Origin of the sequence: Streptomyces sp. NPDC001568 (assembly GCF_042893755.1) — a bacterium.
Taxonomy (GTDB): domain Bacteria; phylum Actinomycetota; class Actinomycetes; order Streptomycetales; family Streptomycetaceae; genus Streptomyces.
The window spans coordinates 302087-327134 of record NZ_JBIAVF010000009.1 but is presented as its reverse complement, the minus strand read 5'-3'; the positions used below and the strand labels follow the sequence as shown (position 1 = coordinate 327134).

25 protein-coding genes are annotated in these 25048 nt (G+C 73.9%); 12 read left to right on the top strand and 13 right to left on the bottom strand.

The genetic code is table 11. The annotated features are described in order from the left end of the window. Window positions 1-61: 61 nt before the first annotated feature. The 3 genes from ACFY0I_RS19130 to ACFY0I_RS19120 all read left to right on the top strand — a co-directional run bounded on the left by ACFY0I_RS19130 (window position 62) and on the right by ACFY0I_RS19120 (window position 1502). Window positions 62-550 carry a CinA family protein gene (locus ACFY0I_RS19130; protein ID WP_388896853.1) on the top strand — a complete coding sequence of 163 codons (489 nt, stop codon included), beginning with the start codon at window positions 62-64 and terminating at the stop codon, window positions 548-550. Window positions 551-659: 109 nt separating this feature from the next. Further along, window positions 660-1037, top strand: a complete 378-nt coding sequence (locus ACFY0I_RS19125) for a helix-turn-helix domain-containing protein (RefSeq protein ID WP_281208997.1) — start codon at window positions 660-662, stop codon at window positions 1035-1037. Between the two features lie 207 nt (window positions 1038-1244). Further along, window positions 1245-1502: a hypothetical protein gene (locus tag ACFY0I_RS19120; protein WP_388896910.1), complete on the top strand. Its 258-nt coding sequence runs from the start codon at window positions 1245-1247 to the stop codon at window positions 1500-1502. Here ACFY0I_RS19120 and ACFY0I_RS19115 read toward each other — a convergent pair. The 4 genes from ACFY0I_RS19115 to ACFY0I_RS19100 all read right to left on the bottom strand — a co-directional run bounded on the left by ACFY0I_RS19115 (window position 1450) and on the right by ACFY0I_RS19100 (window position 8715). Further along, entirely contained in the window at window positions 1450-2220 is a 771-nt protein-coding gene (locus ACFY0I_RS19115) for an SDR family NAD(P)-dependent oxidoreductase (RefSeq protein ID WP_388896849.1), read from the bottom strand. The two genes, ACFY0I_RS19120 and ACFY0I_RS19115, sit on opposite strands and share 53 nt — an antisense overlap. Window positions 2221-2252: 32 nt before the next feature. Beyond that, the gene (locus tag ACFY0I_RS19110) at window positions 2253-3077 is read right to left on the bottom strand and encodes an Fpg/Nei family DNA glycosylase (protein WP_388896847.1); all 825 of its coding nucleotides are present in this window, start codon (window positions 3075-3077) and stop codon (window positions 2253-2255) included. A gap of 132 nt (window positions 3078-3209) precedes the next feature. Next, entirely contained in the window at window positions 3210-3920 is a 711-nt protein-coding gene (locus ACFY0I_RS19105; RefSeq protein ID WP_388896844.1) for a hypothetical protein, read from the bottom strand. A 187-nt stretch (window positions 3921-4107) separates the two neighbouring features. Next, entirely contained in the window at window positions 4108-8715 is a 4608-nt protein-coding gene (locus tag ACFY0I_RS19100; protein ID WP_388896840.1) for an ATP-dependent helicase, read from the bottom strand. A gap of 80 nt (window positions 8716-8795) precedes the next feature. Here ACFY0I_RS19100 and ACFY0I_RS19095 point away from each other — a divergent pair, with 80 nt between their 5' ends. From ACFY0I_RS19095 to ACFY0I_RS19085, 3 genes are all read left to right on the top strand, one after another. Then, a complete protein-coding gene (locus ACFY0I_RS19095; protein WP_388896837.1) occupies window positions 8796-9632 on the top strand; it encodes an AraC family transcriptional regulator in 837 nt (278 codons plus the stop codon). A gap of 100 nt (window positions 9633-9732) precedes the next feature. Continuing rightward, window positions 9733-10434: an AzlC family ABC transporter permease gene (locus ACFY0I_RS19090; RefSeq protein WP_388896907.1), complete on the top strand. Its 702-nt coding sequence runs from the start codon at window positions 9733-9735 to the stop codon at window positions 10432-10434. Then, complete coding sequence (locus ACFY0I_RS19085; protein WP_388896834.1) at window positions 10431-10739, top strand: AzlD domain-containing protein; 309 nt, start codon at window positions 10431-10433, stop codon at window positions 10737-10739. Before ACFY0I_RS19090 ends, ACFY0I_RS19085 begins: the two co-directional genes overlap by 4 nt. On the opposite strand, the gene ACFY0I_RS19080 is transcribed toward ACFY0I_RS19085, so the two are convergent. Further along, complete coding sequence (locus ACFY0I_RS19080; protein ID WP_388896831.1) at window positions 10708-11736, bottom strand: hypothetical protein; 1029 nt, start codon at window positions 11734-11736, stop codon at window positions 10708-10710. The two genes, ACFY0I_RS19085 and ACFY0I_RS19080, sit on opposite strands and share 32 nt — an antisense overlap. Window positions 11737-11817: 81 nt before the next feature. On the opposite strand from ACFY0I_RS19080, the gene ACFY0I_RS19075 reads away from it, so the two are divergent. Together ACFY0I_RS19075 and ACFY0I_RS19070 are read left to right on the top strand one after the other, a co-directional pair. After that, window positions 11818-12012, top strand: a complete 195-nt coding sequence (locus tag ACFY0I_RS19075) for a DUF3046 domain-containing protein (RefSeq protein WP_388896828.1) — start codon at window positions 11818-11820, stop codon at window positions 12010-12012. Between the two features lie 228 nt (window positions 12013-12240). Continuing rightward, complete coding sequence (locus tag ACFY0I_RS19070; protein WP_388896905.1) at window positions 12241-13335, top strand: AI-2E family transporter; 1095 nt, start codon at window positions 12241-12243, stop codon at window positions 13333-13335. Here the strand turns inward: ACFY0I_RS19070 and ACFY0I_RS19065 are convergent. Continuing rightward, window positions 13283-14044 (bottom strand): Clp protease N-terminal domain-containing protein, encoded by a 762-nt coding sequence (locus tag ACFY0I_RS19065; RefSeq protein WP_388896825.1) that lies wholly within the window; start codon window positions 14042-14044, stop codon window positions 13283-13285. The two genes, ACFY0I_RS19070 and ACFY0I_RS19065, sit on opposite strands and share 53 nt — an antisense overlap. Window positions 14045-14125: 81 nt before the next feature. Further along, on the bottom strand, window positions 14126-15034 hold the full coding sequence (locus ACFY0I_RS19060) for a GlxA family transcriptional regulator (RefSeq protein ID WP_388896902.1): 909 nt from the start codon (window positions 15032-15034) through the stop codon (window positions 14126-14128). Window positions 15035-15183: 149 nt separating this feature from the next. Between ACFY0I_RS19060 and ACFY0I_RS19055 the strand changes: the two genes are divergently transcribed. The 4 genes from ACFY0I_RS19055 (at window position 15184) to ACFY0I_RS19040 (ending at window position 20444) form a co-directional block, all read left to right on the top strand. Continuing rightward, window positions 15184-15777, top strand: coding sequence for an MBL fold metallo-hydrolase (locus ACFY0I_RS19055; protein ID WP_388896822.1), 594 nt, complete (start codon window positions 15184-15186; stop codon window positions 15775-15777). 331 nt (window positions 15778-16108) lie between these two features. Then, the gene (gene recA, locus ACFY0I_RS19050; protein WP_362879330.1) at window positions 16109-17221 is read left to right on the top strand and encodes a recombinase RecA; all 1113 of its coding nucleotides are present in this window, start codon (window positions 16109-16111) and stop codon (window positions 17219-17221) included. Between the two features lie 3 nt (window positions 17222-17224). Further along, window positions 17225-17794 (top strand): recombination regulator RecX, encoded by a 570-nt coding sequence (recX, locus tag ACFY0I_RS19045; RefSeq protein ID WP_388896818.1) that lies wholly within the window; start codon window positions 17225-17227, stop codon window positions 17792-17794. 94 nt (window positions 17795-17888) lie between these two features. Beyond that, a complete protein-coding gene (locus ACFY0I_RS19040; protein ID WP_388896815.1) occupies window positions 17889-20444 on the top strand; it encodes an ABC transporter permease in 2556 nt (851 codons plus the stop codon). A gap of 116 nt (window positions 20445-20560) precedes the next feature. Here the strand turns inward: ACFY0I_RS19040 and ACFY0I_RS19035 are convergent, their stop codons facing one another. The 6 genes from ACFY0I_RS19035 to ACFY0I_RS19010 form a co-directional block, all read right to left on the bottom strand. Then, complete coding sequence (locus tag ACFY0I_RS19035) at window positions 20561-20950, bottom strand: rhodanese-like domain-containing protein (protein WP_388896812.1); 390 nt, start codon at window positions 20948-20950, stop codon at window positions 20561-20563. Then, window positions 20947-21504 (bottom strand): cysteine dioxygenase, encoded by a 558-nt coding sequence (locus ACFY0I_RS19030; RefSeq protein WP_388896810.1) that lies wholly within the window; start codon window positions 21502-21504, stop codon window positions 20947-20949. Before ACFY0I_RS19030 ends, ACFY0I_RS19035 begins: the two co-directional genes overlap by 4 nt. 78 nt (window positions 21505-21582) lie before the next feature. Next, window positions 21583-21669, bottom strand: a complete 87-nt coding sequence (locus ACFY0I_RS19025) for a putative leader peptide (RefSeq protein ID WP_311318651.1) — start codon at window positions 21667-21669, stop codon at window positions 21583-21585. 33 nt (window positions 21670-21702) lie between these two features. Continuing rightward, a complete protein-coding gene (locus ACFY0I_RS19020; protein WP_388896807.1) occupies window positions 21703-23283 on the bottom strand; it encodes an FAD-dependent monooxygenase in 1581 nt (526 codons plus the stop codon). Between the two features lie 191 nt (window positions 23284-23474). Further along, complete coding sequence (locus ACFY0I_RS19015) at window positions 23475-24353, bottom strand: amino acid ABC transporter permease (RefSeq protein WP_388896804.1); 879 nt, start codon at window positions 24351-24353, stop codon at window positions 23475-23477. Beyond that, window positions 24350-25024: an amino acid ABC transporter permease gene (locus ACFY0I_RS19010; RefSeq protein ID WP_388896801.1), complete on the bottom strand. Its 675-nt coding sequence runs from the start codon at window positions 25022-25024 to the stop codon at window positions 24350-24352. The genes ACFY0I_RS19015 and ACFY0I_RS19010 overlap by 4 nt, the downstream gene beginning before the upstream one ends. Window positions 25025-25048 lie beyond the last annotated feature (24 nt).

The window sequence follows — 25048 nt, the reverse complement described above, 5'->3', positions numbered from 1 at the left end:
GTCGGGGGACGCGCCGGAGGCCGCGCGGGCGGCGGAGGGCGCCGCGGGGCCGGCCGAGGACGTGCTGCGGCTGCTCGCGGAGAGTGACCAGACGGTCGCCGTGGCGGAGTCGCTGACCGGAGGCATGGTCGCGGCCGAGCTCACGGCGGTGCCGGGCGCCTCCCGCTCCTTCCGCGGCTCGGTCACGGCGTACGCCACGGAGCTCAAGCACCGCGTCCTCGGGGTGGACGCGGGGCTCCTGGCGGCCGAAGGCGCGGTGAACGCGCAGGTCGCGCAGGAGATGGCCGACGGGGTACGGCGCGTGATGGGCGCTTCGTGGGGAATCGCGACCACCGGAGTGGCCGGCCCGGACCCTCAGGACGGGCAGCCGGTGGGCACGGTTTTCATTGCCGTGGCAGGTCCGGGGGGCAGGAAAACGGCCCGGCTGCGGTTGAACGGCTCCCGTACGGAAATTCGTAGGGAGAGTGCACGGACTGTGCTCGAACTGTTGTCGAGCGAACTCCGCGAGAATCTGCGGGGGCAGGATACGGAACAGAACGGGGGGATTTGATGTTTGCAGCCCTGAGTGAACACGACATCGCTCCCCGCACGGCCGCGGCGCGAGGCGGTACGGTGGGGCGTGAAGGTTACGGCTACACGGTCAGAGGAGGGAGCCACCGATGATTCTGCTCCGTCGCCTGCTGGGTGACGTGCTGCGTCGGCAGCGCCAGCGCCAGGGCCGTACTCTGCGCGAAGTCTCCTCGTCCGCCCGAGTTTCGCTCGGCTATCTCTCCGAGGTGGAGCGGGGGCAGAAGGAGGCATCCTCCGAGCTGCTCTCCGCGATCTGCGACGCGCTGGACGTACGGATGTCCGAGCTGATGCGCGAAGTCAGCGACGAGCTGTCGCTGGCCGAGCTTGCGCAGTCGGCGGCTGCAAGCGAACCGGTGCCGGCACCGGTGCGCCCGATGCTCAATTCCGTCTCCGTGGCCTCGGTCACGGGACCGGAGCGGGTGACCATCAAGGCACCCGTGGAAGCGGTGAACGTCGTAGCCGCTTGAGTGCACGTGAGCATGTGAGTGTGGCGGGAGCCCCGGGTGGTGCGTCGAGCACCGGCCCGGGGCTCCTTGCCGTGCGGGGGCCGTCGGGGCGTCGTGGCGGGCGTTCTGGGTGCGGGGGACGGGGTGGTGCGGGAGGATGGGCCCGTACGGGATCGGGCCCGTTGGGAGGTGGCCGTGCGGCGGTTGCTCATACCCCTCGCCCTCGCGATGGGCGTGCTGTGGTGGTGGGCCGTCCTGCGGCTGACGCTGGCACCGGCCGAGTCCGGGCCCGTGGAGGGTGCGGTGGCGGTCGGTGGCTGGGGGCTGGGGCTGCTGCCGGTGCACTGCGCGCGGCGGGCGGACACGGGACGACGGGGACGGGCCGGTGCGATGGAGCCCGCGGCCGGGGTCACCGCGGAGGGCGCGGCCGGGGTCACCAGGGCATCGACACTCCACCGTTCGGGCGAAGGATCTGGCCCGTCATGAAGGACGAGGCGTCGCAGGCGAGGTAGAGCACGGCCTGGGCGATGTCCTCGGGCTCGCCGACCCGACCCAGCGGGGACATCCGCACCATCGTTGCCTCGGTGCGCTCCAGGACCTCGGCGCTGTGCCGGCCGGTCATCGGGGTGCGGATCCAGCCCGGGGCGACCGCGTTGACGCGGATGCCGTGCGGGCCGCTCTCGGTGGCGAGGGTCTTCGTCAGCTGGACCACGGCGGCCTTGGCGGCGCTGTAGCAGAGCAGGCCGGGCTGGGCGGCGTCCACGGCGCCGGAGGCCATGGTGATCACCGAACCGGGGCGGCCCGCCGCGATCATGGCCCGCACTCCTTCCTGGCAGGTGCGCAGCACTCCCTTGAAGTTCACGTCCAGGATCCGGTCGAGGTCCTCGTCGGTGGTCTCCAGGACGCTGCTGGTGTGCATGACCCCGGCGATCGCGGCGACGACGTCGAGCGGCCCGGCCGCGGCGACGGCGGCCCGCAGGGCGGCCCGGTCGGTGACGTCGAGGGGGTGGCCGGTGGCGACCCCGCCCGCCCCGGCGATGAGGGACGTCGTCCCGGCGAGGCCGATCTCGTCGCGGTCCGCGCAGTGCACGCTCGCCCCCGCCCGGGCCAGGAGCGCGGCGGTGGCGCGGCCGATGCCGCTGGCGGCCCCGGTGACGAAGGCGGTGCGGCCGGTGAGGTCGTACGCGATGGCGGGTGTGGGCATGCAGGGACGGTACGAGTGGATCTGACGACCCGTCAACCGGTGCGGCGGCGCCCGGTGGGAGCGGGGGCGGGCCCGGACTGGCAGCGCGGGCACCAGTACGTCGGGCGGTCGTCCTGCGGGGCCTCGAGAACGGTGGTGCCGCAGCGCAGGCAGGGGCGGTGGGCGCGGCCGTAGACGAACAGCTCCCGGCCGGGGAGGCGGCTGCCGGTGGTGGAGCGGCGTCCGTGCTCGCCGATGTTGGCGGCCAGCAGGCGCTGGGCCGCGGCCGCGAGGCGGGGGAGGGTGGCCTCGGGATCGGGGAGGTCGCCGACCGGGGTCCAAGGGGTCGCCTGGACCAGGAAGCAGGCCTCGGACTTGTAGATGTTGCCGATGCCCGCCAGGTTGCGCTGGTCGAGCAGGGCCTCGCCGAGCGGGCGGTCGGGGTCGCGGAGCAGGTTGGCGGCGGCCCGGGCGGGATCCCAGTCGGGGCCGAGCAGGTCGGGGCCGAGGTGGCCGACGACCCGTTCCTCCTCGGCGGTGCGGAGCAGCTCCAGGACGGGCAGCCGGTAGCCGACGGCGGTGGTGTCGGCGGTGCCGAGCACGGCGCGGATCTCGTAGTCGGGGCCGCCGCGCCACTTCTCGCCCGGTGCGAAGACGTGCCAGGCGCCGTCCATGCGCAGGTGGCTGTGGAGGGTGAGGCCGCCTTCGAAACGGGCGAGGAGGTGCTTGCCGCGCGGGGTGACGTCCAGGGTGGTGCGGCCGGTGAGGTCGGCGAGGGCGAAGCGCGGGACGCGCAGGTCGCTGAGGGTCAGCGGCTTGCCGGCGAGGGCGGAGTGCAGGCGGCTCGCCGCGCGGTGGACGCTGTCTCCTTCGGGCATGGAGCCATTGTCGCGCCCGGCAGCCGCCGATGGGGGGCCGCCGGGGGTGGGTCGGGGCGGTGATGGACGACGGAACCCCCGCCGGCAGGTGCCGGCGGGGGTTCCGTCGTCGGTGGGCCCGGGGGCCGCCGGCTACTTCCAGACGAGTTCCTTGTTCTTGCTCAGGATGTTGTACGGCTCGCCCCAGTACTGGGCGCCGGTCACCTTCGTCTGGGCCGACGGGGCCAGGGCCAGGGCGCAGCCGGCCTGCGTCTTGCCGTTGGTGAAGCCCTTCGGCAGGGACTCGTTCGGGCACTTCTCGAACTTGCCGATGATCGACACGCCCTGGGCCTCGCTGCCGTCCGGGAGGAGGCCCTTGATGTGGCCCACGGAGGTGTGCGAGAGGTCGACCGTGCCGGTGTTCTGCACCGAGTAGCGGACGTAGTAGGGGATCATCCCCTTGACCTTGTCGCCGAGCTTGAGGGCGTCCAGGTCGGCCGGGTTGCCCTGCTCGATCGCGGTGACGGTGAGGGCGATCCGTCCGCCCTTGGTGCTGCCGTAGTCGAACGGTATCTGCGCGGCCTCGCCGATCTTGAAGACCTGGCCCGACGTGGCCGTGCCGTTCGCCCCGGGCACGGGCGACGCGCCGGCGTCGGCGCTCGCGCTCGACGAGGAGCTCGGGGCGGCCGGGGTGCTGGGCTGGGCCGAGGGCGACGCGGGCTGCGAGGGTCCGCTCGCCGAGCTGCTGGGCTGCGCCGCGGGGAGCTCCTCGTTGCCGTTCTTGCAGCCCGTGAGGGCCAGGGTGGCGGAGACCGCCAGGCCGACCGCGCCCAGGGTGGTTCCGCGCATGCTGATGGTGCTCACTCTTGGTTCCCCCATGGTGGTGCACCGCCCGTGCGGTGCTGTGATCATCTTGATAAGGCATGGATAAGGGTCCGGGCGAGCCCAGGGGCGGCCGGGAACAGTTTCGTGACATGGCCAGAACAGGCGCGGCACAGTCGAGACCAGACCGAGTCCTCGCCGCCCTCGCACCCGCGGGTGGGAGCGCCACTCAGCTGCGCAGGCGCAGGCCCCTCGGGGTCGCGTGGAAACCGGCCGCCTCCAGGTCGGCGCCCAGGGGCGAGGTCAGGGCCGGGGCGGCGTTGACCCGCTCCACCGTGAGCGCCGGGAGGGTGCCCGTACGGGACGCCGTGACCAGGGCCGTCGTGGCCGCCAGGAGTCGGGGGTCCCCGGCCTCCGGCCAGGCCAGCAGGGTCTTGCCGCCGCGCTCCAGGTACAGGGTGAGCTCCCCGTCGACCAGGACCACCAGGGAGCCCGCCTTGCGGCCCGGCTTGTGCGTCGCGTCGCCGGGGGGATCGGGCCACGGCAGGGCCGCCCCGTACGCGTTCGCCGGGTCGGCGGCGGCCAGGACGACCGCCGCCAGTGGGGGCGGGGTGCGTTCGGCCGCCCGGAGCCGGTCCACGGCGCCGTCCATCGCGAACTGGGCCGCGCCCAGGCCCTCCACCACGTACCCCCGGCGGGCCTGTCCGCTGTCCTCGAACGCGGACAGCACCCGGTAGACGGCGCTGAAACCGCCCGCCACGCCCTCGGCCGCCACCGCGCCCCGGGTGACCACCCCGTGCCGGTCCAGCAGGGTGCGGGCCAGGGCGTGGGCCCGGTGCGTCGGGTCGGGAGCGGCGGCGGGCAGCAGCGACCAGCGGCCCGAGACCGTCGGCGGGCCCGTACGGGACACGCTCGCGCCGAGCGTGCCGTAGCGCCCGCGCGGGACGGTGCGGCGGGCCCGGTGCGCCGTCGCGCCCGCCGTCCGGCCGGAGCCCAACAGGGAACGCAGCGGGGCCAGGGTGTCGTTCGTCAGGCGGCCCGACCAGGCCAGGTCCCAGACGACCGAGGCCAGCTCCAGGTCGGAGACCTCCGGGTGCCGGGTGCGGACGGACTGGGTGAGCTGGCGGAAGAACAGGCCGAAGCCCCCCGACAGGGCGTCGAGGACGGCCTTGTGGAGCTCGCCGAGCTCCAGCGGGTGCGGCTCGGGAAGCAGCAGCGGCGCGGCGTCCGCCAGGTAGAGCGAGACCCAGCCGTCCTTGCCGGGCAGGGCTCCCGCGCCCGCCCACACCACCTCGCCCGTCGAGGTCAGCTCGTCCAACATGGCCGGGGAGTACCCGGTCACCCGCGACGGCAGGACCAGCCGCTCCAGGGCGGAGGCGGGGACCGCCGCCCCCTGGAGCTGTTCGACGGCGCGGGCAAGGCCGTCGATGCCCCGCAGGCCGCCGCCCAGGTGCTGCCACTGGGGCAGGAAGGTGGCCAGCGAGGTCGGCGGGACCGGCTCCAGTTCCTGGCGCAGCGCCGCCAGCGAGCGGCGCCGCAACCGGCGCAGCACGGCCGCGTCGCACCACTCCTGGCCGCTGCCCGCCGGATGGAACTCGCCCTGGACCAGCCGGCCCGCCGCGGCGAGGCGGTGCAGGGCGCCCTCGGTCACCGCCGTGCCCAGACCCAGCCGGGCCGCGACGACGGCCGTCGTGAACGGGCCGTGGGTGCGGGCGTACCGGGCGAGGAGGTCGCCGAGGGGGTCCTTCACCGGTTCCGTGAACGCCTCGGGAACCCCGACCGGGAGGGCCGTGCCCAGCGCGTCCCGCAGCCGGCCCGCGTCCTCGATGGCCGCCCAGTGCTCCACGCCCCCGATCCGCACGTCGACGACGCGGCGGGCGGCGCCGAGTTCGCGGACCCACGCCGGGTCCGCGCCGCGCTCGGTCAGCTCCGCGTCGGTCAGCGGGCCCAGCAGGCGCAGCAGGTCGGCCACCGATTCGGCGTCCTTGGCCCGCCGGTCCGGGGTCAGCCACTGGAGCTCCCGCTCCAGGTCCTCCAGTACCTGCGCGTCCAGCAGTTCGCGCAGCTCCGCCTGGCCGAGGAGCTCCGCCAGCAGGCGGGAGTCCAGCGACAGCGCCGCCGCCCTGCGCTCGGCCAGCGGCGAGTCGCCCTCGTACAGGAACTGGGCGACGTAACCGAACAGCAGGGAACGCGCGAACGGCGAGGGTTCGGGCGTGGTGACCTCGACCAGCCGGACCCGGCGCGCCTCGATGTCCCCCATCAGCTCGGTCAGGCCCGGTACGTCGAACACGTCCTGGAGGCATTCGCGCACGGCTTCCAGGACGATCGGGAAGGAGCCGAACTCCGAAGCGACCTGGAGCAGTTGCGAGGCCCGCTGGCGCTGCTGCCACAACGGGGTGCGCTTGCCCGGGCTGCGCCGCGGCAGCAGCAGCGCGCGGGCCGCACACTCGCGGAAGCGGGAGGCGAACAGGGCCGAACCGCCGACCTGGTCGGTGACGATCCCGTTGACGTCGCCCCGGTCGAAGATGACGTCGGCCGCGCCCAGCGGGGGCTGGTCGTCGTCGAAACCGTGGGTGGGGACGTGCGCGGGGTCGTGGTCGAGGAGGTCCATGGACAGCAGGTCGGCGTCCGGCAGGCGCAGCACGATGCCGTCGTCGGCGTGCATGACCTGCGCGTCCATGCCGTACTTCTCGGCCAGGCGGGCGCCGAGGGCCAGCGCCCAGGGGGCGTGCACCTGGGCGCCGAACGGCGAGTGGACCACGACCCGCCAGTCCCCCAGTTCGTCACGGAACCGCTCGACGACGATGGTCCGGTCGTCCGGTACGTGGCCGCAGGCCTCGCGCTGCTCGGCGAGGTAGGCGAGGACGTTGTCGGCGGCCCAGGCGTCGAGGCCCGCCGCGAGCAGCCGCAGCCGGGCGTCCTCGTCGGTGAGGCCACCGAGCTCGCGCAGGAACGCGCCGACCGCGCGGCCCAGTTCGAGGGGGCGGCCCAGCTGGTCGCCCTTCCAGAACGGCAGCCGGCCCGGTACCCCGGGCGCGGGGGTGACCAGGACCTGGTCGCGGGTGATGTCCTCGATGCGCCAGGAGGTGGTGCCCAGGGTGAACACGTCACCCACGCGGGACTCGTAGACCATCTCCTCGTCGAGCTCACCGACCCGGCCGCCGCCCCTGCCGCCCTTCTTCGTGTCGGCCGCGGCGCTGCCCGCGAGGAAGACGCCGAACAGCCCGCGGTCCGGGATGGTGCCGCCGGAGGTGACGGCCAGGCGCTGGGCGCCCGGTCGGCCCGTGATCGTCCCCGCGACGCGGTCCCACACCACCCGGGGGCGCAGCTCGGCGAACGCGTCCGACGGGTAGCGGCCCGCCAGCATGTCCAGCACCGCCGTGAACGCCGACTCCGGCAGGGCGGCGAAGGGCGCGGCGCGGCGCACCAGGGCCAGCAGTTCGTCCAGTTGCCAGGTGTCCATAGCGGTCATCGCGACCACCTGCTGGGCGAGGACGTCCAACGGGTTGGAGGGGATCCGCAGCGATTCGATCGAGCCGGTGCGCATCCGCTCGGTCACCACGGCTGCCTGGACCAGGTCGCCCCGGTACTTGGGGAAGACCACACCCGTGGAGACGGCCCCCACCTGGTGGCCGGCGCGGCCCACGCGCTGGAGCCCGGAGGCCACCGACGGCGGTGACTCCACCTGGATCACCAGGTCCACCGCGCCCATGTCGATGCCCAGTTCGAGGCTGGACGTGGCGACCACGGCGGGCAGCCGGCCCGCCTTCAGGTCCTCCTCGACCAGGGCCCGCTGCTCCTTGGACACCGAACCGTGGTGGGCGCGGGCCAGCAGCGGCGGGGCGCCGAGGGCCGCGCCCGACTGGGCCATGACCTCGGCCGGGGGAGCGCCCTCCGGCAGGGGGGCGCCGGTGGCGCGCTCGTGGGCGATCTCGTTGAGCCGGTTGCAGAGCCGCTCCGCGAGCCGGCGGGAGTTGGCGAACACGATCGTCGAGCGGTGGGCCTGCACCAGGTCCGCGATGCGCTCCTCCACATGCGGCCAGATCGACGGCCTGTCGCCGCCCTCCTTGCCCTCGGTGGCGGGGGAGCCGCCCAGCTCGCCCATGTCCTGCACGGGGACGACCACCGACAGGTCGAACTCCTTGCCGGACGGCGGCTGCACGATCTCGACCCGGCCGCGCGGCGCGAGGTACCGGGCCACCTCGTCCACCGGGCGGACCGTGGCCGACAGCCCGATCCGGCGCGCGGGCCGCGGCAGCAGCTCGTCCAGCCGCTCCAGCGACAGCGCCAGGTGGGCGCCGCGCTTGGTCCCGGCCACGGCGTGCACCTCGTCCAGGATCACCGTCTCGATCCCGGACAGCGCGTCGCGCGCGGCCGAGGTCAGCATCAGGAACAGCGACTCGGGCGTGGTGATCAGGATGTCCGGGGGCCGCGTGGCCAGGGCCCGCCGCTCGGCCGGCGGGGTGTCCCCCGACCGGATGCCCACCCGGATGTCCGGCTCGGGCAGGCCGAGGCGGGCCGATTCCTGCCGGATCCCGGTCAGCGGGCTGCGCAGGTTGCGCTCCACGTCGACGGCGAGGGCCTTCAGCGGGGACACGTACAGGACGCGGCAGCGCTTCTTGGCCTCGGCGGGCGGAGGGGCCGAAGCCAGTTGGTCGAGGGCGGCGAGGAAGGCGGCGAGGGTCTTGCCGGAGCCGGTCGGCGCCACCACCAGCACGTCCGAGCCCTCCCCGATCGCCCGCCAGGCACCCTCCTGCGCGGGGGTGGGCGTACGGAAGGCACCCGTGAACCACGAGCGGGTCGCGGGCGAGAACGAGGCGAGCGCTGAGCCGGACATGCCCCCATCGTGCACCCCGGCACTGACATACGGCCCGACCTGCGAGAACGCCCCCACCCGGTCGGGCGCAGAATGGGGGCATGGGGACGGACGCGGAACACGGGGAGTGGGCCCGGCACTGGCAGTACGCGGAACTGCCCGGCCTGGACCTGCTGCGCGCCCGCTACGTGCGCCACACCTTCCCGCGCCACGCCCACGACGGCTACGTCATCGCCGCCGTCACCGGGGGCGTCGAGGAGATCGGCCTGCCCGGCGGCACCGTACGGGCCGGGCCCGGCAGCGTCGTGCTGATCAACCCCGAGGTCGCGCACACCGCGCGCGCGGGCGTGCCCGAGGGCTGGGCGTACGCCACCCTCTACCCCTCCCGCGCTCTGATCACCGACGTCGCCGCCGAGATCGGCACCCTGCGGGGGACGCCCGGCTTCACCCCCGAGCTGATCACCGACCTCCCGGGCTCCCGGGCGATCACCGAGGTGCACCGGGCCGCCGAGGAGGGCAACGCGCTGGCCGCCGACACCCTCCTGAGGGGCGTCGTGGCCCGGATGCTCACAAGGCACGCGGGCCCGCTGCCCACCCGCACCCCGCGCCGCGCGGGCGCCGCCGACGCCGAGCGGGCCCGGGCCGTCCTGGCGGAGCGGATGGCCCGGCCGCCCTCGTTGGAGCAGCTCGCGGCCGAGCTGGGCACCAGCCCCTTCGCCCTGCTGCGGGCCTTCCGCGCCCGCTACGGCATGCCGCCGCACACCTGGCTGACCGACGCCCGGGTCCGCAGGGCGCGCCAGTTGCTGGACGGGGGGACGACGCCGGCGGAGGCGGCCGTCACCGTCGGCTTCACCGACCAGCCCCACCTGAACCGGCACTTCACCCGCATCGTCGGAGTCCCGCCCGGCGCCTACCGGCGGGAACGGGCGGCCGGCTGACCGCGCGGGCCGGCGGGCCCCGTAGCGGGGCGGACGTGCAAGAACGTACAAGACGGGGCCGGCCCGGCCTGCGTACCTTCGGGGCGTGGGAGAACATCGGATGGTGATGCGGGAGACCCCCGAGAGGGTCGACGACGGGCGGCCCCGCGCCGCTGTCGTGCGGGACGCGCTCGGGGTGGGGGTGGCCGTCGGGCTGTCCGGGTTCGCGTTCGGCGTGACCGCCGCGGGAGCCGGCATCAGCGTGCTCCAGGCCTGCGTGCTGAGCCTGCTCGTCTTCACCGGCGCCTCGCAGTTCGCGCTGGTCGGAGCCCTGGCCTCGGGCGGCAACCCGTTCACCGCCGCCGCCGGTGCCTTCTTCCTCGGGACCCGGAACGCCTTCTACGGGTTGCGGCTGTCGCAGCTCCTCGCGCTGCCCCGGTTCCTGCGGCCCCTCGCCGCGCACTGGGTGATCGACGAGACCACCGCCGTGGCGCTCGCGCAGCCCGACCGCAAGTCCGCCCGGCTCGGGTTCACCGTCACCGGCCTCAGCCTGTACCTCCTGTGGAACCTCACCACCCTCCTCGGGGCGCTGGGCGCCGAGGCCATCGGGGACACCGCCGCGTGGGGGCTGGACGCCGCCGGGCCCGCCGTGTTCCTCGCCCTTCTCGCGCCGATGCTCAGGACGGCCACCGAGCGCGCCGTCGCCGCGCTCGCCGTCGTCCTGGGGCTGGGCTTCCTGCCCTTCCTTCCCGCCGGGGTGCCCGTACTGATCGCCGCGCTGGCCGCCCCCGCCGTCCTGTGGCTGAAGGGACGCCGCTCGTGAACATCTGGATCGCCATCGGGATCACCGTCGTCGGCTGCTACGCCCTCAAGCTCGTCGGGCTGCTGGTCCCCGCCGGGGCGCTGGAGCGGCCGCTGGTCCAACGGCTCGCCGCGCTGCTGCCGGTCGCGCTGCTCGCCGCGCTCACCGCGCAACAGACCTTCAGCACCGGCCACGAGCTCGTCCTCGACGCCCGGGCCGCCGGGCTCGCCGCCGCCGGAGCCGCGCTGCTGCTGCGGGCCCCCTTCCTCGTCGTGGTCGGCGCGGCGGTCGTGGTCACCGCGGGTGTGCGGGCCCTGGCAGGCTGACCCCCGTCAGCGGACGCCCGTACGCCCGGAGCGTCAGCAGGGCCTCCAGGGTGGCGATGGGCCGCCGCTCCAGCGAGCTGCCCGGCGCCCAGTCCGGGCGCCGCACCGGCCAGCCGCCGTCCGGCCGCTGCTCCGTCGCGAGGAAGTCCAGCGAGCGCCGCATCTCCTCGTCCGTGAACCAGCTCCGGGCCAGCGACTCCGGGCGCTGCGCGTAGTCGTACGGGAACAGCACCTCGCCCGGCGCGTACCCGGCCGACAGCGGGTACTGGCCGCGCCGGCCCGGGTCGAGCACCACCAGCCGCTGCTCGCGCACGAGCCGGCCGAGCCGGTCCGCGGCCGCCGCCGCGCGGGCTCGGTCGGGAACGCCGTCGAGGAAGGCCACCGCGCCGCGGACCTCGTACGGGTGCGACCGGCGCAGGTTCTCCACCCGCTCCCAGCAGAAGTCGGTCGCCCGGAACAGCCACGCGTGCCAGATGCGGTTGCGGTGCAGCAGCCCGACGACCGGCCCCGTGGTCACCAACTCGCCCGGCGGGTCGTCGCACACGGGGTGGTAGGGGGCGGTCGGGTGGTGGCGCGGCGGCGGGAAGACCAGCGGGAGCGCCCCGTCCGGGGTGGAGACGCCGGTCAGGTGGCGGCAGAGCCGCTCGATGCGCTGCCCGGCGCAGCGACCGAGGCCGTCGAGGACGCGCAGGGCGTGCGCGGTGTGCAGCGGCTGGCTCAGCGGGCCGCGCAGGTCGGGGTCGAGGGCGTGCCCGTAGCCGCCGTCGGCGCCGAGGTAGGCGCCGAGGGCGGCGTCCACCGGGTCGGCCTCACCGCCGAGGAAGTGGAACGCGAACCGGCGCTGCTCAAGGACGCGGGCCGTGAGCCAGATGAACTGCTCGGCGCGGACCAGCGGGGTCGCCGGACCCGCCGGGGCCGCTGCGGCCTGTGGGGCCAGCGCGGCCTGTGGGGCGGGTGGGCCCGATGGGGCCGGCGTGGAAGCTTCGTCTCCAGGCATGCGTGACACCGTAGGGCGCGGGGGCCGCCCCGCACGGCCCGAACGGGGCGGGTGCACTCTCCGGGGCGGGATACTGGAGGCATGCGGTTGACGACTTTTTGGGAACGGATGGCCGAGCACTTCGGCGCCGGCTACGCCGACTCCTTCGCACGGGACCACGTCATGACGGAGTTGGGCGGGCGCACCGTCCACCAGGCGTTGGACGCGGGCTGGGAGGCCAAGGACGTGTGGCGCGCGGTGTGTTCGGCGATGGACGTGCCGGCCACGCTGCGCTGAGGGCCGGGGGCCGGGGCACCGCTTCGCGGTACGGCGGGCCGGTGGGCGAGACTGGGCCGCGTGGCAGCGACATATGAGACGACCGACCCGCCCGCGGACGCCCCCGGCACGGCGCCCCCGACGGGTGCGACGGCCGCCGGTCCGTCCGGCGAGCGGCGATTGCCGGCCGACCCGGGTCGGCCGGGCGGGCCGCCCACCGACGCCGCCCCCGCCGGGGCGGACGCGCGGATGCCGCGGTGGCTGCCGCGCGCGGTGGTCCTCGTACTGGCGCTCATCGCCTGCTTCCAGCTCGGCAGCTGGGCCTTCCACCAGCTGATCGGCCTGCTGATCAACGTCCTGATCGCGTTCTTCCTCGCGCTGGCGATCGAGCCGGCCGTGGCCAGGATGGCGGCGCGCGGCGTGCGCCGCGGGCTCGCCACCTTCCTGGTCTTCCTCGGGGTGTTCGTCTTCGCGGCGGGCTTCCTCGCCCTGCTCGGCTCGATGCTCGCCGGGCAGATCGTCGACATGGTGGAGGGCTTCCCCCGCTACCTCGACTCGGTGATCAAGTCGATCAACGACACCTTCCACACCGAGCTGTCCCGGCTGGAGATCCAGGACAGCCTGCTCCACTCCGACTGGCTGCAGAAGTACGTGCAGAACAGCGCGACCGGCGTGCTGGACGTGTCCACGACCGTGCTCGGCGGACTCTTCCGGCTGCTGACGGTCGGCCTGTTCTCCTTCTACTTCGCCGCCGACGGGCCGAGGCTGCGGCGCGCGCTGTGCTCCGTACTGCCGCCGGCCAAGCAGGCGGAGGTGCTGCGGGCCTGGGAGATCGCCGTCGCCAAGACGGGCGGCTACCTCTACTCGCGCGGGCTGATGGCGCTGATCTCCGGCGTCGCGCACTACGTGCTGTTCGCGTTCCTGGACGTGCCGTACGCGCCCGCGCTCGCGGTCTGGGTGGGGCTGGTCTCCCAGTTCATCCCCACCATCGGCACTTACCTGGCGGGCGCGCTGCCGATGCTGATCGCCTTCACCGTCAATCCCTGGTACGCGCTGTACGTGCTCGGGTTCGTGGTGGTCTACCAGCAGTTCGAGAACTACGTGCTGCAGCCGAAGCTGACCTCGAAGACCGTCGACATCCACCCGGCGGTGGCGTTCGGCTCGGTCATCGCGGGCACCGCCCTGCTGGGCGCGGTCGGGGCGCTCATCGCGATCCCGGCCGTCGCCACGTCGCAGGCGTTCCTCGGCGCGTACGTGAAGCGGTACGCGCTGACGGAACACGCGGACGTCTCTACCGCCCGTTCTCTTCCGGGGCGGCGAGTACGGCTGCCAAGGCGTCGCTGACCCAGCCCTCGACGGCGTCCTTGGTGACGCCGAGGCCGCTCAACGGGCCCGTGCCGTGCTCCAGTTCCAGGAGCGCGAGCAGGACGTGCTCGGTGCCCACGTAGTGGTGGCCCAGGCGCAGGGCCTCGCGGAAGGTGAGCTCCAGGGCCTTCTTCGCGGAGGCGTCGAAGGGGACGAGGTCGGGGACGGACTCCGCGGCGGCGGGCAGGCCGGCGGCGGCCGCCGCGCGTACGGCGTCGGCCGTGACGCCCTGGGCGGTCAGGGCGTGCACCGCGAGGCCGTCGGGCTCGGACAGCAGGCCGAGGAGCAGGTGCTCGGTGCGGATCTCGGTGTTGCCGGCTGCGCGGGCCTCGTTCTGCGCGGTCACGACGACGTTGCGGGCGCGGGGGGTGAAGCGGCCGAAGCCCTCGTTGGGGTCGAGACCGGGCTCGCCCTCCTTGTCGGGCTTGGGGACGAAGCGCTTCTGGGCGGCCTGGCGGGTGACGCCCATGCTGCGGCCGATGTCGGTCCAGGAGGCGCCGGAGCGCCGGGCCTGGTCGACGAAGTGGCCGATGAGGTGGTCGGCCACGTCACCGAGGGCCTCGGCGGCGACGACGGCGCCGCTGAGCTGCTCCAGGGTGTCGGTGTGGACCTTCTTGATGGCCTCGATGAGGTCGTCCAGGCGCACCGGATTGGTCATGCGAACAGGTTCCACGGAAGGGTTCGTCATGAGCGCAACCCTAGGTTGACACCCTGGGGGTGTCAACCTTCGGTTGTCAGTCGGGCGCGCCCGCGGCGTACGGGATCGGGCTTACGGCGTACGGGAGAAAGAGCGGCGGTACGAGCGCGGCGGCACGCCCCGGCGGCGCACGAACTGCTCGCGCAGGACGGCCGCGCTCCCGTACCCGACCCGACGGGCGATCTCCTCCACCGGCAGGTCCGTGGTCTCCAGCAGCTCCTCGGCCCCGCTCAGCCGCAGGCTCCGCAACCAGGCGTGCGGGGTGGTGCCCGTCGCGGCGGTGAACCGGCGGGCGAAGGAACGTTTGCTCATCATGGCGCGCCGGGCGAGTTCCGCCACCGGCAACGGCTCGTGCAGGTTCTCCCGGGCCCAGGTCAGGACCTCGGCGAGCCGCTCGTCCTGGCAGTCCTGCGGGGCGGGCGCCGCCAGGTACTGGGCCTGTCCGCCGTCGCGGTGCGAGGGCAGCACCATGTCCCGCGCCACGGCGTTCGCCGTCGCGGCGCCGTGCTCCCGCCGCAGCAGGTGCAGGCACAGGTCGAAGCCGGCCGCCGCGCCCGCGCCCGTGACGATCCGGCCCTCGTCCACGTACAGGGCGTCCGGTTCGACGGACACCTCGGGGTGGCGCTCCGCCAGCAGCGCGGCGAACCTCCAGTGCGTGGTGGCCCGCAAGCCGTCGAGCAGTCCGGCGGCGGCGAGCGCGAACGTACCGACGCAGTGGGCCGCGACCAGCGCCCCCCGCCCGTGCGCCGCCGACAGCGCGTCGCGCACGCCGGGGCCCGGCGGCGTACGGAAATCCGCTCCGGGCAGCGCGATCACCAGGTCGGCGGCGGCCAACCGGTCCAGGCCGTGCGACACCGTCAACGGCACGCCCAGATCGGTGGGGACCGGCCCCGGGCGGTCGGCGCACAGGGCGAAGTCGAAGCCGGGCAGCCCCTGCCCGTGCGGGCCGAACACCTCGGTGACGATGCCGACGGCGAGCATGCCGGCCCCCGCGGGGACGTAGGCGGCGACGGTCTCGAAGGGCGGCACGCCCGAAGTATCGCAGCCGGAAAGGGGGTTGGCACGATTCCCGCGATCACTGGCAACGCTGCCACTCGTGGGCGTCCGGCCCGGCCGGGAGCATGGTGTGCATGACAGACGCACCGCTGGCCCGCAGCGCCACGTACACGATCCTGACCACCGGTTACACCCTCTCGACGGGGCCCGGTGTCGCCGCCACCGTCTCCTACGTCCACGACGGGGACCGCCACGTGATCGTCGACCCGGGCATGGTGGCCGGTCGCGACCGCATCCTCGGCCCGCTCGCCGCACTGGGGCTCGGCCCCGACGACATCACCGATGTGGTGCTCAGCCACCACCACCCGGACAACACCATGAACGTCGGTCTCTTCGGCGAGGCCCGCGTGCACGACCACAAGGCCGTCTACCGGCACGACCAGTGGACGGACCGGGACGCCGAGGGGTACGAACTCACCCCCGCCCTGCGCCTGATCCGCACCCCGGGCCACAGCCGCGAGGACATCACGCTGCTGGCGGGCACGGGCGAGGGCGTCGTCGCCTTCGTGGGCGACCTCTGGTGGCGACCCAACGGACCCGTCGAGGACCCGGTGGCCCCGGACCACGGGCTCCTGCGCGCCTCCCGGCTCCGCGTCCTGGGCGCCGCGGACGTGATCGTCCCCGGCCACGGCGGAGCCTTCCCGGCGGACGGTACGGCTCCGCTGTAGGTCCCGGCCGCGGTCCCGGGTGGGTGGTGCGGCTGCCGGACACGGGGGTGTCGGCAGCCGCGGTGCCGATGGTCGCCGTCGTCGCGATCGCCTACGCGCGACGGCGCCGGACGCAGGCGGCTCCCGGGGGCGCGGTCCTGGCGGAGCGAGCGGCGGAACGGCTTGCCGCCCGTGGCGGGTGGGGCGGGCGTGGCGCGCTTGACAGGGAAATCGAACATCCATTCTGATGAGAGTTATCCACAGCTGAACCTGGCGTGGGAGCGCATTGTCAGTGGCAGGCGTTAGCGTCAATGGCGTGAAGCGATCGACTCAAGCAAACCGGGTGGAACCCATGGCAGGCACCGACCGCGAGAAGGCTCTCGACGCCGCGCTCGCACAGATTGAACGGCAATTCGGCAAGGGTGCGGTCATGCGCCTCGGCGACAAGCCGAACGACCCCATCGAGGTCATCCCCACCGGGTCGACCGCGCTGGACATCGCCCTCGGCGTGGGCGGGCTGCCCCGCGGCCGCGTGATCGAGGTGTACGGGCCGGAGTCCTCCGGTAAGACCACACTGACCCTGCACGCCGTGGCCAACGCGCAGAAGGCCGGCGGCACCGTCGCCTTCGTGGACGCCGAGCACGCGCTCGACCCCGAGTACGCGAAGGCCCTGGGCGTCGACACCGACAACCTCATCCTCTCCCAGCCGGACACCGGCGAGCAGGCGCTGGAGATCGTGGACATGCTGGTCCGCTCCGGCGCCCTCGACCTCATCGTCATCGACTCCGTGGCGGCGCTCGTGCCCCGTGCGGAGATCGAGGGCGAGATGGGTGACTCGCACGTGGGTCTCCAGGCCCGTCTGATGAGCCAGGCCCTGCGCAAGATCACGGGTGCGCTCAACCAGTCCAAGACCACCGCCATCTTCATCAACCAGCTCCGCGAGAAGATCGGTGTGATGTTCGGCTCGCCGGAAACCACCACCGGTGGCCGCGCGCTGAAGTTCTACGCCTCCGTGCGTCTGGACATCCGCCGCATCGAGACCCTCAAGGACGGTACGGACGCGGTCGGCAACCGCACCCGCGTCAAGGTCGTCAAGAACAAGGTCGCGCCGCCCTTCAAGCAGGCCGAGTTCGACATCCTCTACGGCCACGGCATCAGCCGCGAGGGCGGCCTGATCGACATGGGCGTGGAGCACGGCTTCGTCCGCAAGGCCGGTGCCTGGTACACGTACGAGGGCGACCAGCTCGGTCAGGGCAAGGAGAACGCCCGCAACTTCCTGAAGGACAACCCCGACCTCGCCAACGAGATCGAGCGGAAGATCAAGGAGAAGCTGGGCGTGGGCGTGCGCAAGGTCGACCCCGCCGCCGAGGAGGCCGGTGCCGCACCGGCGGATGCCGCAGCGGCCGTGCCCGCCCCGGCGTCGAAGGCCAAGACGACGGCCAAGGCCGCCGTCGCCAAGAGCTGACCCGTGCGGGAGCAGGAAAGGGGCGCCGGAGGCGGTCGTGAAGGCCGTGGTCAGGAACTGCCGCCCCAGAGTCCCGAGGAGCAGGCGCGGGCGATCTGTCTGCGCCTGCTCACCGGGATGCCGCGCACCCGGCGGCAGCTCGCGGACGCCCTGGAGAAGCGGGGCATCCCCGAGGAGGTGTCGCAGGAGGTCCTCTCGCGGTACGAGGAGGTCGGCCTGATCGACGACGCCGCCTTCGCCGGGGCCTGGGTCGAGTCCCGCCACCGCGGCCGGGGCCTGGCCCGCCGGGCCCTCGCCCAGGAACTGCGCACCAAGGGGGTGCACACCACCCTGGTGCAGGAGGCACTGGAACAGCTGGACTCCGAGCAGGAGGAACGGACGGCCCGGGAACTCGTGGAGCGCAAGCTCCGCGCGACCCGCGGCCTGGACCGGGACAAGCGGATCCGGCGCCTCGCGGGCATGCTCGCCCGCAAGGGGTACCCGGAGGGCATGGCCCTGCGGGTGGTCCGCCGCGCACTGGAGGCGGAGGTCGACGAGGACGACCACACCGACGCCGGGTTCTCGACGGGCTGAGGCGCGACGGCGGGCCGGGGTGGGGGTAGCCCCCGGGCGGGGACGCCGGAACGCTCCAATGCCAGGGCGCCGACCCGGCGGCAGAGTTGCCCGCATGATGCTGCGTTACGCCCTCCAGACCGTCCGGGACCGCATGGCCGGCTTCCTCGGCGCCTTCGTCGCCCTCGTGTGCGCCGCGGCCCTGATCACCGCCTGCGGCACGCTGCTGGAAACCGGACTCCGCGGCCGGATCGCCACCGAGCGGTACGCGGCCGCGCCGGTGGTCGTCTCCGCCGACCGGAACGTCCACCGGACCACGGTCACGGAGAAGAAGGGCAAGACCAAGACGAAGCACAAGGCCAAGCCCGTCGCCGAGCGGGCCTGGCTGCCGATCGGGGCCGTCGACACCGTCCGTGCCGTCCCCGGAGCCCTGCGCGTCGTACCCGAGCTGACCTTCCAGGCCGTACCCGTCGGCTCGGCCGCGTCCGGCGGCGCGCCCTCGTACGGACACGCCTGGACCTCCGCCGTCCTCACCCCCTTCGCGCTCACCGAGGGCAGCGCCCCGCAGAGCGGCGACGACGTCGTCATCGACGGGGCACTGGCCGCCCGGGCCGGACTGAAGGCCGGAGCCCGACTCACCGTGCAGGCCACCGGGGAACCGAAGACGTACACGGTCAGCGGGGTGGCGCGGCCGGCCGGCGGCGACCTCACCCGGCAGGAAGCCCTGTTCTTCAGCGACGCCGAGGCCGAGCGGCTCGCCGACCGGGCCGGCCGGGTCGCCGCCATCGCGGTGGTGCCGGCGCCCGGAGTGACGCCCACGGAGCTCGCCGGCAGGGTCGCGCAGGCCCTGAGGGCCACCCCGCGGACCGCCACCGCACAGGTCGCCGTCGGGGACGCCCGGGGGCCGGTGGAGTTCCCGGACGCCGCCGGCGCCAGGATCAAACTGGTCTCCATGGGCGGTGCCATGGGCGGCACCTCCCTGCTCGTCGCGGTCCTCGTGGTCGTCGGCACGTTCGCCCTCTCCGTCCAGCAACGCCACCGCGAGCTCGCCCTGCTGCGGGCCATCGCCGCCACCCCGCGCCAACTGCGGAGCATGATCGGCCGCGAGGCGCTGATCGTCGGACTGGCCGCCGGGGTCGTCGGCGCGGTGGCCGGGCTGCCCCTCGCCGCCTGGCTGTACGGCCGCTTCGTCGAAACCGGGGTCGTTCCGGCGACCCTGGAGCGCACCGCGGGGATCCTCCCGATGTGCGTCGCGCTCGGGGCGAGCCTGCTCGGCGCCTGGGCCGCCGCTCGGATCACCGGCCGGCGCATCGCCCGGATCCGTCCCGCCGAGGCGCTGGCCGAAGCCGCCGTCGAGCGCGGACGCCCCGCCTGGATCCGCACCCTGGCCGGGCTGCTGCTGCTCGCCGGCGGAGCGGTCCTGGTCGTCGTACTCGGATCGCTGCGCACGGAGCCCGCGTCGACGCCGGTGACCTTCCTGACCGTGGTGGTGCTGGCCGGAGCGGTCTCGCTGCTCGGGCCCTGGCTGGTGCGGGCGACCGCGGCGCTGCTGGCCGGACCGCTGCGGCTGACCGGCGCCGGCGGCCACCTGGCCACCGCGAACCTGCGCGGCAACGCCACCCGCATGGCCGCCGCCGTCACCCCCCTCGCGCTGCTCGTCGGGATGACCTGCACCGTGCTCTTCGTCACCCCCACCCTCGGCGACGCCGCCCGCGCCCAGGCACGGGAAGGCACCCGGGCCCCGTGGGTGCTCGCCGCGCGGGGACCCGGTGTGACGCCGGCCGCCGCCGAGCGGATCCGTCACACGCCCGGGGTCACGGCGGCCACCGAAGTCGTGCGTACGTCGGTGCGGGTCGGTCTGGCCAAGTACGGGGCGCAGGGCCTGACCCCGGCCGGGCTGACCCGGACCTGGGACCCGGCCGTCACCAGCGGGAGCCTGGACGGGTTCGGCGAGGACGGCGCGGCCGTGAGCGAACTGGCCGCCGACGAGCTGGGGCTCAGGCCGGGCAGCCCGCTGGAACTGACCCTCGGGGACGGCACGCCCGTGACCCTCACGGTCCGCGCCGTGTACGCGCGGGGGCTCGGCTTCGGGGACCTGACGCTCCCGCACGACCTGCTGGCCGCGCACATGGACAACCCGCTGGCCTCCGCCGTACTGGTGGCGACGCAGCCGGGCACCGGGCGGGAGCGACTGACCGCCGCGCTGGAGGACCACCCCGAGGTGGCGGTGCTGTCCGCCGCGGACGCCGACGCGGCGCGGGCCGACCAGCAGCGGGCCGGGGCCGAGATCAACCTCCTCGCCATGGGCCTCGTCCTGGCCTTCACGGCCGTCTCGGTGGTCAACACCCTGGCGATGTCGACCGCCGAACGGTTCCGGGAGTTCGCGATGCTGCGGCTGGCCGGCGCCAAGCGCCGCCAGGTGCTGCGGATGATCCGTACGGAAACCCTGGCCGTGGTGCTGACCGGGGTGGTGCTCGGCTCCGGGATCGCACTGTCCGTGCTCACCGCTTTCAGCCTGGGCATGACCGGCTCGGTCGCGCCGGCCGTCCTGGCGCCGGTGTACGCGCTGGTCGTCGGGGTGGCCGGGCTGTTGGCGCTGGTGGCCACCGCGGTGCCGGGGCGGTTCGCCCTGCGGGTGGCCCCGGTGGACGTGGCGACGTCCAAGGAGTGACGGGTATTGCGGGTGTGACGGATGAGGCTGTTGTGGCCGATGTGACGGCCGGGCCGGTGCCGCATCGCCGACCGGCGCCCCGGACGAGCGGGGCACCGGCCGGCGTCACGCGCGCGTCAGGGGCCGGTGACGGGCAGGCCGGCCGACTTCCAGGCCTGGAACCCGCCCGTCAGGTCCGTCGCCCGGTGCAGGCCCAGCGTGTGGAGGGAGGCCGCGGCGAGGGTGGAGGCGTAGCCCTCGTTGCAGATCACGATCACTTCGAGGTCGTGGTCCGTGGCCTGCGCGATGCGGTGCGAGCCCCGCGGATCGAGGCGCCACTCCAGCTCGTTGCGCTCGATGACCACCGCCCCCGGGATCAGTCCGTCCCGCTCGCGCAGCGCCTGGTAGCGGATGTCCACCAACAGGGCTCCGGCCAGGGAGGCTTCGTGGGCGGCCCGCGCGTCGACGCGGGTGTAGCCCTCGCGGACCCGCTCCAGGAACTCGTCGATGCCGACGGGGGCGCTCACTGCCAGTCCGCCGGGCGCTCGACCTGCTCCAGGGTGAGGACCGGGCCGCTGCGGCTGTACCGACGGATCAGCGGCAGCGGCGGGTAGTACGCGTGGACGGAGACGGCGTGCTCGGTGCCCGACTCGTTGAGCACCTCGTGCACGTGGTGCTCGCCGAAGCCGCGTCCGGCCCCGGCGGCCAGCGCGCGGGTGCGGTCCACCCCATCGGCCAGCTCCAGGCTCTGCCAGCCCTCGGAGGGGAGGCGTACGGACAGGGAGTGCTCGGTGAGCCTGCCCCGGGCGGTGGCGAACGCGCCGCGCGACTCGGCGTGGTCGTGCCAGCCGGTTCCGGTGCCCGGAGGCCAGCCGATCAGCCAGGCCTCGCTGCCGCCCGGACCCTCCAGACGGATCCAGGTACGACCCTCCGGGTCCAGCGGCAGCGAATCGACGACCGCGGGATCGGCGGCGGTGCGCAGGGCGAAGGCGAGGAGCTCAGCTGCCGTCGGACCGGAGGCGGGGGCGACGGAGGGCGAGGGGACGTGGGTGGGGGCGGGCGCGTGCGTCGGCGCAGACATGGGGTGATGACCGTCCTGGGAGTTCGCGAAGGTGCGCGCGGGCCCGGAAGGACACGGGGCGCGCGGAGGGAAGGCGAATCAGCAGGAAGGGCGACACACGCAGCCCGCGTAGCGGAGCAGGTCCATGTGAACCCTCCGCCACAGGCGTACGTCGTTGCCGGTCATGTCCGCGAGTGAACCACGAGGTGCCGAGAACGGTCAATCGATCACGGCTGTAGGCGTGGTGGAGGCGGTCGGCGCGGCCTCCGGCGCACCACCGCGCACGGCGTCCGCCGCCTCGTACAGTTCCGCCGGTCGGACCCCCGCGAAGGTGGCCGCCAGGTGCCCGTCGGGCCGTACGAGGAGCACGGTGTGCGCCGGGGCGCCCGGGTAGGAGTCCGCCACCAGCAGCTCGGCCCGCACCGGCAGCGCGCTCACCGCCGCCGCCAGCCGGGGCATCAGGCCGGCGCCCACCCAGTGCCGCCGGTCCCAGACCCCGGTGCCCGGGGCGACGAGCAGCACCAGCAGCCGGCCCCGACCGAGCAGGTCGCGCAGCGGGACGGTGGTCCCGTCGGGGGCGGTGACCGGGACGTTCGCCACCGGACCGCCGGGTTCCGTCGCCGTCGGCACCTCGCGCACGGCGACCGGCGGGGCGTACACGGGTTCCGCGCCCAGCGGGCCCCGGCCGAGGTGGCCGTCGGTGAGCAGGGTGTGCGCGGAGCGCGTCGATCCGGGGAGCAGGGTGCGCAGGCCGCCCCCGCCGCGCAGGGCGGGCATGGCCTGGTCGGCGGCGCGCAGCCGGGCGGCGACGGCGGTGCGCCGTTCGTCCTCGTAGCTGTCGAGCAGGGCTTCGGAGGCTCCCTGGTGCCAGGCCTGGGCCAGCTTCCAGGCCAGGTTCTCGGCGTCGCGCAGCCCCTCCTCGACCCCCTGGGTGCCGAGCGCGCCCAGCAGGTGCGCGGCGTCCCCGGCGAGGAAGGCCCGGCCGTCGCGCCAGCGCCGGGCGAGTCGGTGGTGCAGGGTGTGCACCCCGGTGTCGATCAGCTCGTACGGGGGAGTCGTACCCCCGCACCATCCCGCCAGGGTGTCGCGGATCAGGGTGACGAGCGCGTCCGGGGTGACCAGGTCCCCGCGGGCCGGGAGCAGCCAGTCGAGGCGCCAGACCCCGTCGGGCAGCGGTCGAGCGGTGACCTCCTCGGGGCCCGCCGGCGGGTTGCGGTGCAGCAACGCCTCGCCGGGCCAAGGCAGTTCGGCGCGCAGCGCGGCCACGGCCTGCCGCTCGACGGCGGTCCGGCCGGGGAAGCGGATGTCGAGGAGCTTGCGCACGGTGGAGCGGGCGCCGTCGCAGCCGACCAGGTGGCTGCCGCGCCACCAGGTGGTCTCGGAGCCCCGGGTGTGCGCGGTGATCCCGCGCTCGTCCTGCTCCAGGGAGTCCAGCTTGCAGTCGGTGACCAGCTGGATCAGCGGATGGGTGGTGGCCGAGTCGCGCAGGCCGCGGGCCAGGGCGTGCTGCGGCAGGTGCAGGGGGGCGGGCCCGTCGTCGAAGGTGATCCGCGAGGATTCCTGACGGCGCCGCATGGTGCGCCAGGCCGCGAAGCGCGCGCCCTCGTCGCGCAGCGTCGTACAGCCCAGCCGGTGCGCCATGGCCGCCGTGTCGGCGTGCAGCACGACGGAACGGGCGGGCCGGGGCTCGTCCTTGCCGGGTCCCTCGTCGAGCAGGACGGACGGCACGCCGTGGCCGGCCAGGGTGAGGGCGAGGGACAGCCCGACGGGTCCCGCGCCGACGACGATCACCGGGTCCATGGCGCGGCTCCCGATGTCCGGTATGTGATCACAGAACGTATGCAACCCACTGAAGGTGCCCGCGTCAAGTGACACCCGTCGCGACAACGCCGCGTGGTGCGGCGGAAGACTTCCGCCGCACCACGCGGGCTACGCACTATGACTGACTCTATGTCAGACCCTGGGGGCCGGAAGACCGGAGGGTGATCGGGTCACATCGCCCGGCCGGTGGCCATGTCACCGACGTCGGCGACGCCGACCACCGCGCCGGTGCCCTTCGTGGACTTGCGCTGCCGGCCCTCGAGCCAGGACGCGAAGCTCGTGAGGGCGAAGTTGACCGCGATGTAGATCAGCGCGATCACCACGAAGGTCGCGATGGTGTTGCTGTAGTTCGCGGAGATCTGCCGGGCCGTCGACAGGAGCTCGGTGAGGCCGAGCAGGGTGCCGCCGAGCGCGGTGTCCTTGAGGATCACCACGAGCTGGCTGACCAGCGCCGGCAGCATCGCCGTGACGGCCTGCGGGATCAGCACGTGGACCATGGTCTGGCCCTTGCGCATGCCGATCGCCTTGGCCGCGTCCGACTGGCCGCTGGGCAGGGACTGCACGCCCGCCCGAACGATCTCGGCGATGACCGAAGCGTTGTAGAGCACCAGGCCGGCGACCACCGCGTACAGCGGGCGGATGTCGGAGGAGACCGGCGTGAACTCCACGAAGAAGGCCGAGCCGAAGATCATCAACATCAGGACCGGAATGGCGCGGAAGAACTCGACGAACGTACCGACGGGGACCCGGACCCAGGCGTGGTCGGACAGCCGACCGATGCCGAGCAGCGCACCCAGGGGCAGCGCGATCACCATCGCGAGCGCGCCCGCCTTGAGGGTCTCCAGCAGGCCCGGGATCAGGAAGGTGGTCCAGAGCTGGCTGTCGGTGACGAAGGGGGACCACTTCTCACCGTCGAGCTGGCCCTTCTCCGACATGAGGCCCAGCGCCCACCACAGGGCGAGGCCGAGCAGGACGACGAAGACGACGGTGTAGATCCAGTTCCGGGACTTCGCCTTCGGGCCCGGGGCGTCATACAGCACGGAGTTCATCGCTTCACCGCCACTCGCTTGGCCACCCAGCCCAGCAGCAGGCCGGTGGGCAGGGTCAGCAGGACGAAACCGAGGGCGAAGACGCCGAAGACGGCGAAGAGTGCCTGGGCCTCGTTCTCGACCATTTCCTTCATCAGCAGGGCCGCTTCGGCCACGCCGATGGCCGCAGCCACCGTGGTGTTCTTGGTGAGTGCGATCAGTACGTTGGCGAGCGGCGCGATGACCGCCCGGAAGGCCTGGGGGAGCACGATCAGGGTGAGCACCTGGAAGAAGCTCAGGCCCAGTGCGCGGGCGGCCTCCGCCTGCCCGACGGGCACGGTGTTGATGCCCGAGCGCAGTGCCTCGCAGACGAAGGTGCCGGTGTAGGCCGAGAGTCCGAGGACCGCGAGCCGGAAGCCGGTCTCCTTGAACGTCTCGCCGCCCAGTGAAATGCCCAGCGTCTCGCTGAGGCCCAGTGAGCAGGCGATGATCAGCAGGGTCAGCGGGGTGTTGCGCACCACGTTGACGTACGTGGTGCCGAAGCCGCGCATCAGTGGGACCGGGCTGACCCGCATCCCGGCCAGGACGGTTCCCCATATGAGGGAGCCGACCGCCGAATAGAGGGTGAGCTGAACCGTCACCCAGAAGGCTCCGAGCATGTCGTACTGCCCGGAATCAAGAAAGTCGAACACGTTGCCCTGCGCTCTCCCCAGAGT